The sequence below is a fragment of the Pseudarthrobacter sp. MDT1-22 genome, from assembly GCF_054511035.1.
In genome coordinates, this window is record NZ_JBTNDK010000002.1 from 194,490 (window position 1) to 207,940 (window position 13,451).

Annotated in this window: 10 protein-coding genes; all 10 read right to left on the reverse strand. The window is 64.9% G+C overall.

The features are described 5' to 3' along the window. Positions 1–54: 54 nt before the first annotated feature. A complete protein-coding gene (gene whiA, locus ACX80M_RS02825) occupies positions 55–1,035 on the reverse strand; it encodes a DNA-binding protein WhiA (RefSeq protein ID WP_056339766.1) in 981 nt (326 codons plus the stop codon). Between the two features lie 9 nt (positions 1,036–1,044). Continuing rightward, complete coding sequence (locus ACX80M_RS02830; RefSeq protein WP_252613752.1) at positions 1,045–2,064, reverse strand: gluconeogenesis factor YvcK family protein; 1,020 nt, start codon at positions 2,062–2,064, stop codon at positions 1,045–1,047. Next, positions 2,064–2,987, reverse strand: coding sequence for an RNase adapter RapZ (gene rapZ, locus ACX80M_RS02835; protein WP_058932525.1), 924 nt, complete (start codon positions 2,985–2,987; stop codon positions 2,064–2,066). Before rapZ ends, ACX80M_RS02830 begins: the two co-directional genes overlap by 1 nt. 72 nt (positions 2,988–3,059) lie before the next feature. Further along, a complete protein-coding gene (gene uvrC, locus ACX80M_RS02840; protein ID WP_459308726.1) occupies positions 3,060–5,063 on the reverse strand; it encodes an excinuclease ABC subunit UvrC in 2,004 nt (667 codons plus the stop codon). Positions 5,064–5,075: 12 nt separating this feature from the next. Continuing rightward, a complete protein-coding gene (locus ACX80M_RS02845; protein WP_104061423.1) occupies positions 5,076–5,744 on the reverse strand; it encodes a lysophospholipid acyltransferase family protein in 669 nt (222 codons plus the stop codon). Continuing rightward, on the reverse strand, positions 5,731–6,444 hold the full coding sequence (locus tag ACX80M_RS02850; protein WP_252607938.1) for an HAD hydrolase-like protein: 714 nt from the start codon (positions 6,442–6,444) through the stop codon (positions 5,731–5,733). Before ACX80M_RS02850 ends, ACX80M_RS02845 begins: the two co-directional genes overlap by 14 nt. Positions 6,445–6,522: 78 nt before the next feature. Further along, positions 6,523–9,450, reverse strand: coding sequence for an excinuclease ABC subunit UvrA (gene uvrA / locus ACX80M_RS02855; RefSeq protein ID WP_459308729.1), 2,928 nt, complete (start codon positions 9,448–9,450; stop codon positions 6,523–6,525). Positions 9,451–9,498: 48 nt separating this feature from the next. Further along, the gene (locus tag ACX80M_RS02860) at positions 9,499–9,879 is read right to left on the reverse strand and encodes a GntR family transcriptional regulator (protein WP_459308731.1); all 381 of its coding nucleotides are present in this window, start codon (positions 9,877–9,879) and stop codon (positions 9,499–9,501) included. Then, complete coding sequence (locus tag ACX80M_RS02865; RefSeq protein WP_459308733.1) at positions 9,876–11,687, reverse strand: ABC transporter ATP-binding protein; 1,812 nt, start codon at positions 11,685–11,687, stop codon at positions 9,876–9,878. The genes ACX80M_RS02860 and ACX80M_RS02865 overlap by 4 nt, the downstream gene beginning before the upstream one ends. After that, positions 11,684–13,432 carry an ABC transporter ATP-binding protein gene (locus tag ACX80M_RS02870; protein WP_459308735.1) on the reverse strand — a complete coding sequence of 583 codons (1,749 nt, stop codon included), beginning with the start codon at positions 13,430–13,432 and terminating at the stop codon, positions 11,684–11,686. Before ACX80M_RS02870 ends, ACX80M_RS02865 begins: the two co-directional genes overlap by 4 nt. Positions 13,433–13,451: the final 19 nt, after the last annotated feature.

Below are 13,451 nucleotides of genomic sequence, written 5' to 3' on the forward strand. Positions count from 1 at the left end.
CGGATGACTGGCATCCGGAAGATCAGGGTGAACGCTCTGATTCTAGGGGCGCCGCTACTCGTCCAGCATCTCAGGCGTCACATTGGCATCAGTGCCAGGGATCCCCAAATCGATGGCCCGCTTATCCGCCATGGCCAGGAGCCGGCGGATGCGGCCGGCGATGGCGTCCTTGGTCATTACCGGATCTGCCAGGCGCCCCAGCTCGTCCAGGCTCGCCTGTTTGTGGGCCACCCGGAGTTCGCCGGCGTATTTGAGGTGGTCCGGGACGTCGTCACCCAGGATCTCCAGTGCCCGGTCAACCCTGGCTCCGGCGGCCACGGCCGCCTGGGCGGAGCGCCGCAGGTTGGCGTCGTCAAAGTTGGCCAGCCGGTTGGCCGTGGCCCTGACTTCCTTGCGCATCCTGCGTTCTTCCCAGACCATCAGGGCGTCGTGGGCGCCCATGCGGATGAGCAGGGCGGCGATGGTGTCGCCGTCGCGGATCACCACACGGTCCACTCCCCTGACTTCGCGGGCTTTGGCCTGGATGCCAAGACGGCGGGCGGCACCAACGAGGGCAAGCGCCGACTCGGGACCCGGGCAGGTGACCTCAAGCGATGACGAACGGCCCGGTTCCGTGAGGGACCCGTGGGCCAGGAAAGCTCCACGCCACACGGCCTCGGCGTCGGCGGCCGAGCCGTTAACGACGGCCGAGGGAAGCCCCCGCACCGGCCGGCCGCGGCCGTCCAGGAGGCCTGTCTGCCGGGCCAGGGACTCGCCGTCGCGGACTACCCGCACCACGTACCGGCTGCCGCGGCGCAGTCCGCCGCCGGAGACGACGATGATCTCGCTCTGGTGCCCGTAAACCTCAGCAATGGCCGCCCGGAGCCTGCGCGCCGTCGATGCGAGGTCAACCTCGGCTTCGATCACGATCCTGCCCGAGATGATGTGCAGGCCGCCGGCGAAGCGCAGCATTGCCGAGACCTCTGCCTTGCGGACTGAAGATTTCTTGATGTCCAGACGGGACAGTTCTTCCTTGACCGATGATGTCAGTGCCATGGCACCTTCCTAACTGTTCCCGAAAATGTCGTGGTACGCCGCTGCCAGACGCAGGGGGTCATGGACGGGTCGGCGGCCCGACGCCCCCACTTTACCCAAGACAACCTCGGCGCCGATCATCCCGGCGGCTTTCTCGAACTCCTGCCGGTCCGGCACCGACGCGGGATCCGCCAAGACAACGTCGACGCTGAAGTCCGGCGCATACCGGCGCAGTGCGTACAGGTGGTCCGCCGCCGACATGCCCGTGGTCTCCTTGGTGTCCGTGGCCAGGTTCATGGTGAGGCAGCGTTTTGCGGCTGTGGCACTCAGGGCGTCACGCATTTCCGGGAGCAGCAGGTGCGGCAGCACGGACGTGTACCAGGACCCCGGCCCCAGGATTACCCAGTCAGCCAGTTCGATGGCTGTCAGGGCTTCAACGCAGGCCGGCGCCTGTTCGGGCAGGAGGCGGACGTGCTCCAGCGAGCCGGCAACGGCGCACCGCGCCTGCCCGCGGACTGTCTGGAGCGCGAACGTGCCGTCAGGTGCAGTGACGCGGATGTCACCTTCAATGGTCAGCGGAACGGTGGACATGGGCAGGACCTGTCCACGGGCACCGAGCAGGGCGCCGGCCCACTTCAGGCCGGCCACGGTGTCGTCCAGCAGCTCCCAAAGGGTGACGATGAGCAGGTTGCCCATTGCATGCTCGTCCAGCGATCCGCCGCTGCCCTGGCCTGGCCTGAAACGGTGCTGCATCACGTCGCGCCAGGTGCGTCCCCAGTCCGTGTCATCGCACAAGGCGGAGAGCGCCATGCGCAGGTCTCCGGGCGGCAGGACGCCGTACTCGTCGCGCAGACGCCCTGAAGACCCGCCGTCGTCCGCCACAGTGACAATGGCGGTCAGCTCGGAGGTGAGCAGCCGCAGCGCCGAGAGCGAAGCGGACAGTCCGTGCCCGCCGCCGAGCGCCACGACGTTGGGGCCCTTGTCCTGCTGGCCGGCTGCCGTTCCGCTGGAAACCGGTACGAGCGGGAGGGGCCCGGTGAACATCCCCATTACTCGCGGCCCAGATCCCGATGCGTGGTGGTCACGGTCACGCGCGGATACTGTGCCAGTTTCTTGGAAAGCTCGACGGCGACGGCCACGGACCGGTGCTTGCCGCCGGTACAGCCGACGGCGATGGTGGCGTAGTGCTTGTTTTCGCGCCGGTAACCGTCCAGGACGGGCTCGAGCGCCAGGACATAGCGGTCCACGAAGTTCTTTACACCTTCCGCCTCGAGGACATAATCGCTGACGTCCTTGTCCAGGCCCGTATGCGGGCGCAACTGCGGGACCCAGTGCGGATTCGGGATGAACCGGACGTCAGCAACGTAGTTGGAATCCACCGGCAGTCCGTACTTGAAGCCAAAGCTCATGACGTTGAGCCGCAGTGCCACCGGGCCGGTCTCGCTAAAGAGTTCCGTGATGGCGGTAGCCAGGGCGTGGACGTTGTAGGTCGAGGTATCCAGTACGACGTCGGAGCTGTCGCGCAGTTCCTTGAGCACCTCCCGTTCGGCTGCAATGCCGTCGAGGATGCGGCCGCCTTCCTGGAGCGGATGGGGCCTGCGGCCCTGCTCGAACCGGCGGACCAGGACGTCGTCTTTGGCGTCGAGGAAAAGGACGCGGAACTTGACACCACTGGCGGCGAGGGCCCCCAGGGCCGCACGGACGTCGACAAAGAGGCCTTTGCTGCGGACATCCATCACCACGGCCAGCCGCGGAATGGACTGCGGAGCGTGGGAGACAATCTCGGCCAGGGTGCCGAGCATCTGCGGCGGCAGGTTTTCCACGACATACCAGCCATGGTCCTCCAGTGCGTCCGCGGCGGTGCTGCGTCCCGCCCCTGACATACCGGTGACCACCAGCAGTTCCGCTTCGAGGGGCTTGACCGGCGTCAGCCCGTCCTGCTCCGTCCCGGATTCCGCCGTAGAGTCTGCCATTCGTTCCGCCCCGTTCCTGTTCAGATGAAGGCAGGCACCCGCAATGGCGGAAACCTGCGTTCCTTACCCTACCTAGGTTTCAATGATTTCGCCGGTGGCCATATTCACGGCCGAAAGCGCATCGCCGGCCGTGTCATCGCCGCTGAAGTAGGCGACGATGGCGTTGGCAAGGGATGGTCCAATGCCCTTGGCCGCCGTGAGCTCGGCCGCGGTGGCGGCTTTCACGCCTTTGACGGATCCGAAGTGGGTGAGCAGGGTCTTGCGTTTGGACTCGCCAAGGCCCGGCACTCCGTCCAGCGCCGAGACGGTCATGGCCTTGCCGCGCTTCTGCCGGTGGAAGGTGATGGCGAAGCGGTGGGCTTCGTCACGGATCCGCTGCAGCAGATAGAGTCCCTGGGACGTCCTGGGCAGGATCAGGGGGAAGTCGCTGTCCGGCAGCCAGACTTCCTCAAGGCGTTTGGCCAGGCCCACCACGTAGACGTCCTCAATGCCAAGGTCCGCCAGGGCCCGGGCTGCGGCGTTCACCTGGGGCTTGCCGCCGTCGACCACCACCAGGTTGGGCGGGTACGCGAATTTTGCCCGCGGGGCGGCCGTGGTGGTGTCCAGGACCGCAGCAGCGGCTGCTTCCAAGGCGGCCTGGTGCCCGGGCAGGGCGGACGCCTCGGACTGCGCCGACTTGTCCTGCAGGTAATGCCGGAAGCGCCGGGTCAGGACGTCGTGCATGGCGGCGGTGTCGTCTGCCGCTGCGGCCCCGGTGACGGAGAATTTCCGGTATTCGGACTTCTTGGGCAGCCCGTCCTCGACCACCACCATGGACGCCACGACGTTGGTGCCCTGGACGTGGGAGACATCGAAGCATTCGATCCGCAGGAGCGCCACGGGCAGGTCCAGGGCTTCCTGCAGCTCCTGCAGTGCCTGGGAGCGCACGGTGAGGTCCCCGGCACGGCGGGTCTTATGCAGTTTGAGCGCGTGCTCGGCATTTTCACGGACGGTGGACATGAGCGCGGCCTTGTCGCCGCGCTGCGGCACCCTGACATCCACCTTGGCTCCGCGCAGGCCGCCGAGCCATTCCGTAAGTTCCGCAGCGTTGCTGGGTTCGACGGGCACCAGGACTTCGCGGGGCAGCCTGCCATGGCTGTCGCCGTCGTCGCCGTAGACCTGCTGCAGCAGGTGTTCGACGAGATCCGGGGTGGTGGCGTCCTCCACTTTTTCCACTACCCAGCCGCGCTGGCCACGGATCCGGCCACCCCTGACGTGGAACACCTGGACGGCAGCCTCCAACTCGTCCTCGTGCAGCGCGAAGACATCGGCGTCGGTATCGTCGGCGAGCACCACGGCGTTGCGCTCAAAGACCTTCCGCAGGGCGGAGATGTCATCACGGAGCCTCGCCGCACGCTCGTAGTCGAGGGTGCCGACGGCGTCGGCCATCTCCTTTTCGAGCTTGGTGATGAAGCGTTTGGCCTCGCCGCCCATAAACGCGCAGAAGTCCTCCGCCAGGGCCCGGTGTTCCTCGGGAGTCACCCGGCCAACGCAGGGGGCCGAGCATTTGTCGATGTAGCCCAGCAGGCAGGGCCGGCCGCTCGCCTGGGCCCGTTTGAGGACCCCGGCGCTGCAGCTGCGGACGGGGAAAACCCGCAGCAAGGTGTCCATGGTTTCCCGGATCGCGCCGGCCGTGTACGGGCCGAAGTACCGTGTGCCTTTGCGGCGGTCCCCCCGCATGACCTGGACCCTGGGGAGCTTCTCGCTCATGGTGAGGGCCAGGTACGGATAGGTTTTGTCGTCGCGGAAGACCACGTTGAAGCGTGGCTTGTATTCCTTGATCCAGGTGTATTCAAGCTGCAGCGACTCCAGCTCGCTGCCCACCACCGTCCACTCGACACTGCTGGCCGTGTGAACCATTGCGTGGGTTTTGGGCAGCAGGCCCGCCGGATTCGCGAAGTAGGAGTTCAGGCGGGAGCGAAGGCTTTTGGCTTTGCCGACGTAGATGACCCGGCCGTGGGGATCGCGGAACCGGTACACCCCGGGATTGGTGGGAATTTCACCCGTTTGGGGCCTGTAACTTGCTGGATCTGCCACTACTTCATTCTACTAATCCGTGCTTTTACTTTGGTTGTAGCTGGTGGAGCGTTCCTGGCCGCTGAGTTCGGCGATCGCATCCATGATGCGGTCCGTGACCTGCCGCCGCGCCGGCAGCGAATGGTCCGGGCCGGTCTTGTCGAAATACAGGGGCTCCCCTACCTTCATGGTGAAGTGATGCGGCTTGAAGCCCTTCTCACCGGCCGGCTGCAAATTCTCCGTCCCGATCAGTCCAACCGGGATCACGGGAGCTCCGGTTGCCAGTGCAAGCCAGCCCACCCCGGTGCGGCCGCGGTAGAGGATGCCGTCCCGTGAGCGCGTGCCCTCGGGGTAGATGCCAATGCCTTTGCCCGCTTCGAGGATGTCCAGGAGGGTTTTGAGCGCCTGGACGCTTGCTGCCTGCTCGCCGCGCTCCACCGGGATGGAACCCACGGACTCAAAAAAGGACTTCATGACTCTGCCCTTGACGCCACCCGTGGTGAAGTACTCGGCTTTGGCGAAGAAGGCCACGGGCCGCGGCATCAGTGCCTGGACAATGACGCTGTCAAAGAAGGAAAGATGGTTCGGGGCCACAATGAAGGGCCCCTCTTTGGGGACGTTTTCAAGGCCGACGACGGTGGGCCGGCAGGTGCCCGCGACGAGCCCGCGAAATGTCCAGCGGACCGCCTCAAACAGCGCCATCGTTGCGCACCTCGCTCATCGCGGCAGCGTGGATGGCTTCGAGGCGCCCGATGGCGGCAACCATGCCCGCGGTGGTGTCCACCACGGTGACGGCCCCGGCTTCCTCGAGTTCGCCGTCGGGAGCGAAACCCCAACCCACACCGATGCAGTCAAGCCCGTTCGCGATGGCGCCCGCCACATCCTGGGCGCGGTCACCCACCATAACGGCGTGCTGGGTGGAGAGGTCAGCCAGGGCCGCGGCGATGATGTCGGCCTTCCCCACCGGACCGTCTGTTGACGATTCGTTGTCTGCCGAACCCCTGATGGACTGGAACAGGTTGGCGATGCCGTGGTGGCGCAGCACGATCTGGGCCAGCCCTTCGGGCTTCTGCGTGGCGACGGCCACTGGCCTGGCTTCGGCCGCGAAGGTCTCCAGCGCTTCCCTGATCCCGGGGTACAGCCTGCTCTGGGCTATCCCCTTGGCCAGGTAGTACTGCCGGTAAGTCCGGATGACCTCGTCAAGCATCTCGGCCGGAACCTTGCAGACACTCTGGAGTGCGTCGCTGAGTTTGGGGCCGATCATCGAGTTCAGGACGTCCTGGCCAGGAACCGGCAGACCTGCGGCGGCAAGGGCTGCTGCGATTCCGCCGGATATTCCGCCGGCCGGATCGACAAGAGTGCCGTCCAGGTCAAAGATCACGGGCACTGTTGTTTGAGTCACCGGCTTAGTTTCTCACGACACCGAGCATGGCTGAAACTCGCATGCCCGACACGGCATACGTCATCGGAGGCCAACCGCCTAGCCGAGTATTTCCGCGAGGAAGGATGCCGTGTGGCCCTTGGTGGATTTCGATACCTGCTCGGGCGTGCCGGTGGCCACGATCTGGCCGCCGCCCGAACCGCCGTCCGGGCCAAGATCCACGATCCAGTCGGCACTCTTGATCACGTCCAGGTTGTGTTCGATGGTGATCACGGTGTTGCCCTTGTCCACCAGACTTTGAAGGACCATCAGGAGCTTGCGGATGTCCTCGAAGTGCAGGCCCGTGGTGGGCTCGTCGAGAACATACACACTGCGTCCGTTGGAGCGCTTCTGCAGTTCCGCGGCGAGCTTGACACGCTGGGCCTCGCCGCCGGAGAGGGTGGTTGCCGGCTGTCCCAGCCGTACGTAGCCGAGGCCCACGTCCACAAGGGTGTTCAGGTGCCGGGCGATCGGGGAGAAGGCCGCGAAGAACTCCGCACCTTCTTCGATGGGCATGTTGAGCACGTCCGCGATGGTCTTGCCCTTGTAGTGGACTTCGAGGGTTTCGCGGTTATACCGTGCGCCGTGGCACACCTCGCAGGGCACGTAGACGTCCGGCAGGAAGTTCATTTCGATCTTCAGCGTGCCGTCACCTGCGCAGGCTTCGCAGCGCCCGCCCTTGACGTTGAAGGAGAACCGGCCTGGCAGGTAGCCACGGACCTTGGCCTCGGTGGTCTCGGCGAAGAGCTTGCGGATGTTGTCAAAGACGCCGGTGTACGTGGCCGGGTTGGAGCGTGGGGTGCGCCCGATAGGGCTCTGGTCCACGTGCACCACCTTGTCCAGGTGCTCCAGGCCCATGATGCTCTTGTGGCGTCCGGCCACCTGTTTTGCGCCGTTGAGCTTGTTGGCCAGCACCTTGTAGAGGATCTCGTTGACCAGGGTGGATTTGCCGGAGCCGCTCACGCCGGTCACGGCGGTGAACAGGCCCAAGGGGAAGACCGCATCAACGTTGACCAGGTTGTTTTCACGCGCCCCGACGACCTTCAGCTCACGCTTTTTGTCGTATTTGCGCCGCTTCTTGGGGATGTCGATCTTCTTGCGGCCGGACAGGTAATCGCCGGTCAGTGAGTTGGTGTTGGCCAGGAGATCCTGGTACGAACCCGAGTGCACCACCTGGCCGCCGTGCTCGCCTGCGCCGGGCCCGATATCCACGATCCAGTCCGCCACCTGGATGGTGTCCTCATCGTGCTCCACAACGATAAGCGTGTTGCCCATGTCGCGGAGCCGGGTCAGGGTCTCAATAAGCCGGCGGTTGTCGCGCTGGTGGAGGCCGATGGAGGGCTCATCCAGGACGTAAAGGACGCCCACGAGGCCGGAACCGATCTGGGTGGCGAGCCGGATTCGCTGCGCTTCGCCGCCGGACAAGGTGGCGGAGGGGCGCTCGAGATTCAGGTATTCCAGCCCGACGTCGAGCAGGAAGGTCAGCCGGGCCTGTATTTCCTTGAGCACCTGGTGGGCGATCTGGGCCTCGCGTCCGGTGAGGACCAGGTTGTTCAGGAAGTCCGCGCACACGCGCATGGGCATGGCCGCGACGTCGGCGATGGACTTGCCGTTGATCAGGACGGACAGCGAGGCGGGGTTGAGCCGGGCGCCATTGCACGCGGGGCAAGCGATCTGCCGCATGTACTCTTCGTAGCGGTCGCGCGCCCACTCGGAGTCCGTCTCACCGTGCTTGCGGTGGACGTACTGGATGGCACCTTCGAAGCCGGTGCTGTATTTGCGTTCCCGTCCGAAGCGGTTCTTGTACTGCACAACCACCTTGTGGTCCTTGCCGTGCAGGACGGTCTGGCGGACGTCGTTGCCCAGCTTCTCCCAGGGTGTGTCCATGGAGAAGCCAAGCTCCTTGGACAGCCCTTCGAGCAGGCGGTTCCAATACTCGGTTGTTGCGGTGCCAAGTGACCATGGCGCGATGGCGCCCTCGGACAACGACAGCTCAGGATTCGGAATGATCAGTTCTTCGTCAACCTCGAGCCGTGTACCGATACCGCTGCACGCGGAACAGGCGCCGAAAGGGTTGTTGAAGGAGAAGGACCGCGGCTCGATTTCATCGATGGCCAGGGGATGTTCGTTCGGGCAGGCGAGGTTCTCGGAAAATGCCCGCAGCCGTCCCGGCGCGTCTGCGTCCAGATCGACGAACTCGGCCAGCACCCGGCCTTCGGCCAGGCCAAGCGCCGTTTCAACGGAGTCCGTGAGGCGCTGGCTGATGCCTTCCTTAGCCACCAGGCGGTCCACCACCACCTCAATCGTGTGCTTGAACTGCTTGCCGAGTTTGGGCGGCTCGCTCAGCTGGATCAGCTCACCGTCCACCCGGGCACGCGAATAGCCCTTGGCGGTCAGCTCCTTGAAGAGGTCCACGAACTCGCCCTTGCGCCCCCGCACCACAGGCGCCAGGACCTGGAAGCGTGTGCCTTCGTCAAGCTCTAGCAGCTGGTCCACGATCTGCTGCGGAGTCTGCCGGGCCACAACCTCGCCACAGACCGGGCAATGCGGCCGTCCCACGCGTGCCCACAGCAATCGCATGTAGTCATAAATTTCGGTGATGGTGCCAACCGTGGACCGGGGGTTCTTGCTGGTGGACTTCTGGTCAATCGATACCGCCGGCGAGAGCCCCTCGATGAAATCGACGTCCGGCTTGTCCACCTGGCCGAGGAACTGGCGGGCATAGGCCGACAGGGACTCAACGTAGCGCCGCTGGCCCTCGGCGAAGATTGTGTCGAACGCCAGCGACGACTTCCCGGAACCGGACAGCCCGGTGAAAACGATCATGGCATCACGGGGCAGATCCAGGTCCACGTTGCGCAGGTTATGCTCGCGCGCCCCCTTGACCACAAGGCGGGAGAGGTCTGGCCGGGCAGGCGTGGCTGGGGCCTGGGGAACGGCGACGGGGACGGATTCGACTGCTGTTTCTTCAGCTACGGCTTTAGGCACCCACTAATGCTAATCGAAAACTTCTTCGAATATCCATGCGGGGTCCGGCTAGTCGGCGTCGTAGGCTGCTGCCAGCAGCTGGACCGCTTCCGCAAAGGTGGCACCTTGGGCCTTGGCCACTGACGCATAGGAGTTGGCGGCCAGAGAGAGCGCGTCCGCCCGCTCATCACGCGCGCACACCACGGTGCCGTTCCTGCCCTTCGTGGCCACGACACCGGCTGCCTCCAGCTCCTTATACGCCCTGGCCGCCGTGTGGGGCGCGACGTCCAGCAGCCCCGCCAGGGTCCGCACCGCCGGCAGCTTGGTTCCCGGCGGAAGGGCCCCGCTGTCCGCGAGGCGGATCACATGCAGGCGCAGCTGCTCAAACAGTGCCACCGTGCTGGACTGGTTGGGCTTCCAGGTTCCGGGGAACGGACCAGTTGTTGTCATCGTCCGGCCTCCAACGTGCCGGCCCGGCCCGAGCGTCCGGCGAACTGGGCGTTGTAAAGCCGTGCATAGCGGCCGTTGGCCGCCAGGAGGCTTCGATGGGTTCCCTGCTCTGCAATGCGTCCGTGGTCCATGACCAGAATTAGATCAGCGTCCCGGACCGTGGACAAACGGTGGGCGATCACAAAGCTTGTTTTTCCACGGCGCAACCTCCGCATGGCCTGGCGGATCAGGACCTCAGTCCGGGAATCCACTGAACTGGTGGCCTCATCCAGGACCAGCACAGTGCGGTCCGCCAACTGCGCCCGGGCGATGGAGATCAGCTGGCGCTGGCCCTGGCTGAGCGGCTCTCCCCCGTTGCCCAGCATCGTGTCGTAGCCGGCCGGCAGCGACCTGATGAGGTGGTCCACGTGGCTCGCCTCTGCTGCCGCAGTGATCTCCGCAAACGTGGCTCCTGGCCGGCCGTATTCGATGTTCTCCCTGATGGTGCCGGAAAACAGCCAAGCATCCTGCAGCACCACCCCGAATCCCTTGCGCAGGACGTCCCGCGGAATGTCAGCAATGTCGGTACCTCCGATGGTGATCGTACCGGCGTCGACCTCATAGAACCGCATGAGCAGGTTGACAACGGTGGTCTTGCCGGCGCCCGTGTGCCCGACAATCGCGACCGTCCGGCCCGGTTCCACCGTGAACGACAGTCCACGGACCACAGGGTCAGCCCGGGCATAGCCGAAGGTGACATCACTGAACACAATCCGCCCTTCCTGACTGGGTTTGTGACCGTCACTTTCGGGCTCGGCAGGTATCTCCGCGGCGTCGAGCAGGTCGAACACACGGCGCGCCGAAGCCACGCAGGACTGGATGACGTTGAGCATGCCGCCGATCTGGCCCACAGGCTGGGTGAAAAGCCGGCTGAACTGGATGAACGCCTGGATCCCGCCGATGGTCATGGCCCCCATGGTGACCTGGAGCGCCCCCACCACCGCCACCGCGATGTAGTTGATATTGGCGATAAGGACCATCAATGGCTGGACAATGCCGGATGAATACTGGGCCCGTGCGGATGCCCGGGCCAGGCGGTCGTTGCTTGCCTTGAAGACTGCCGCTGCCTGGTCCTGGTACCCGAAGGCCTTAATAACCTCGTGCCCGGTGACAAACTCCTCCACGTGCGCGTTCAACTCACCCGTTTCGGTCCACTGGCGGGCAAAATGCGCTTGGGACTTCCGGGCCACCATAACGGTGATAAGGGTGGACAAGGGCACCGAAACAAGCGCGATCAGGGCCAGGAGCGGCGAGATCCACAGCATCATGGCCAAGGCACCGCATAGCATCAGGACAGACATGATCAGCTGCGTGAGGACCTGGCTGAGCGCTTGCGAAATATTGTCGATGTCATTGGTGACGCGGCTCAGGACATCACCCCTGGACTGCTCTTGGAAGTACGTGGAAGGAAGCCGGTGCAGCTTGTCTTGAACCGATGCCCGGAGGCGGTACATCAGGCCGTGAACCGCGCTGGCCGTCAGCGCTCCCTGGATCCAGTTGAACAGCGAAGCGCCGATGTACATCGCGGCAACGGCGGCCAGCAGGAGTCCAAGGCGCTGCCCGTCGAGCGCTCCGCTGTAGACCCCATCCACCACCACATCGGTGGCATCACCGAGGTAGTTCGGCGCCGCGACGTTGAGGGCAACAAAAGCGCAGGTGGCCGCAACTGCACCCAGCATCCGCCCCCTGGACGGGCGCAGCAACGCGAGGACCCGGCGCGCTGTGGGCCAGAACCCTTCGGACGCCCCGGCGCCGGGCGAAGCGGTCATGGCGCGTCGTCCAGCGCCAGTTGGGACTCGGCGATTTCCCGGTAGGTGGCAGACGTCTCCAGCAGTTGCAGGTGTGTTCCCTGGGCAGCCAGCCGGCCGTCGTCGAGCACCAGGATCTGGCCGGCTCCGGCAGCGGTGGAGATCCGTTCCGCCACGACAATGACCACTGCACACTCAAGGGCAATCTCCAGGGCATCCCGGACCCGGGCCTCGGTGGCGAAGTCCAGCGCAGAAAAGCTGTCGTCAAAGAGATAGACGGGGACCCTCCGCAGGAGGGCCCGCGCTATGCAGATACGCTGCCGCTGGCCGCCGGAGAGATTCGTTCCGCCTGGCCCGACCTCCGTGTCCATCCCCCGTGGCAGCGCACGGACGAAGCCGGCGGCCTGAGCTGTCTCCATGGCTTCCCAAAGCTGGCCCTCGGTTGCCTCCGGAGCTGCGACGCGCAGGTTGTCGGCGATGGTTCCGGAGAAAAGGTGCGACATTTGCGGCACCACCGCCATGGTCCGGCGGAGGACGTCCAGGGACATCGAGCAGATGTTCCGGCCGCCGATGCTGATGGTTCCGGCCGTGGCGTCCAGGAACCGGGGCACCAGGCTCAGGAGTGTCGACTTGCCGCTCCCTGTTGAGCCGACGATGGCAACAGTGGTTCCTGGCCGGGCCGTGAAGCTGATGTCTTCCAGTACCGGATTTTCGGCGCCGGGGTAGGAGAAGCTGACGTTCCTGAAAGTGACGCTGCCGCCCTCCAGGGAGCTCCCATGGCGGGTCTCTTGGGTCGGCGCATTGTGGTCCTGGACTGACGGTCTTGCGTCGAGCACGGCTCCCAGCCGTTCTGCGCAGACAACGGCCCGCGGCGCCGTCATGAACACGTACATGGCCATCATGATTGCCAGGAGAATCTGCAGGATGTACGCGATAAAGGCCGTGAGGGCACCAATCTTCATCCCGCCGTCGTAAACCCGGTGACCACCGAACCACACCACGGCCACCGACGACAGGTTGACCACAATCATGATCAGTGGCAGCATGCCGGCCACGAGCAGCGACGACTGAAGGTTGTTTCCCGTGAGGCTGCTGTTGGTCTTCGCAAACCGGCGCGTTTCGTGTCCCTGCCTGACGAAGGCGCGGATCACATTCGCGCCGATGATCTGTTCACGAAAGAGCTCCCCCGTTCGGTCCAGGAGCTCCTGCCCCTGCCGGTACAGGGGAACGAGGCGCCGGACGATGAGATACATGATGAGCAGAAGTATTGGCATGATGACCATCACGACGCTTGAAAGCACCATGTCCTGCTGCCACGCCAGTAAGACGCCCCCGGCGGCCATCACGGGGGCCGCCACAAGCATGGTGAAGACCAGGACGGCGAACGACTGGATCTGCTGGGTGTCGTTGGTGGCCCTGGTAACAAGACTTTGCGTGCCGAAGGCTGCCATTTCCTGGGAAGAAAGCGACTGGATCCTGGTGAAGACCTCGCCGCGCAGCTGGTGCCCGAGCTTCATGGCCACCACTGCCCCGAAGTAGCCCGCGGCGATGGCCGCCGACGCCTGGACCGCAGCTATCAGGACCATGACAGTGCCCAAACGGAAGATTTCCGGCGTGTTCCCCGCAACGATGCCGTCGTCGATGATGGCAGCGTTGATGGTGGGCAGCAGGAGGTTGCCTGCGGTCTGGACAAGCTGGAGAGCAACGATCGCGGTCACGGCGCCTTTGTGGCCAGCCAGCAGCCGGGTCATCAAGCCGAAAAGCATCGCACCTCCAGGACGGATT

Bases quoted from the DNA above. Each gene is read 5' to 3' on its own strand.
- whiA (WP_056339766.1), bottom strand. From the start codon at position 1,035: ATGGCACTGACATCATCGGTCAAGGAAGAACTGTCCCGTCTGGACATC.
- ACX80M_RS02830 (WP_252613752.1), bottom strand. From the start codon at position 2,064: ATGGGGATGTTCACCGGGCCCCTCCCGCTCGTACCGGTTTCCAGCGGA.
- rapZ (WP_058932525.1), bottom strand. From the start codon at position 2,987: ATGGCAGACTCTACGGCGGAATCCGGGACGGAGCAGGACGGGCTGACG.
- ACX80M_RS02845 (WP_104061423.1), bottom strand. From the start codon at position 5,744: ATGGCGCTGTTTGAGGCGGTCCGCTGGACATTTCGCGGGCTCGTCGCG.
- ACX80M_RS02860 (WP_459308731.1), bottom strand. From the start codon at position 9,879: ATGACAACAACTGGTCCGTTCCCCGGAACCTGGAAGCCCAACCAGTCC.
- ACX80M_RS02865 (WP_459308733.1), bottom strand. From the start codon at position 11,687: ATGACCGCTTCGCCCGGCGCCGGGGCGTCCGAAGGGTTCTGGCCCACA.
- ACX80M_RS02870 (WP_459308735.1), bottom strand. From the start codon at position 13,432: ATGCTTTTCGGCTTGATGACCCGGCTGCTGGCTGGCCACAAAGGCGCC.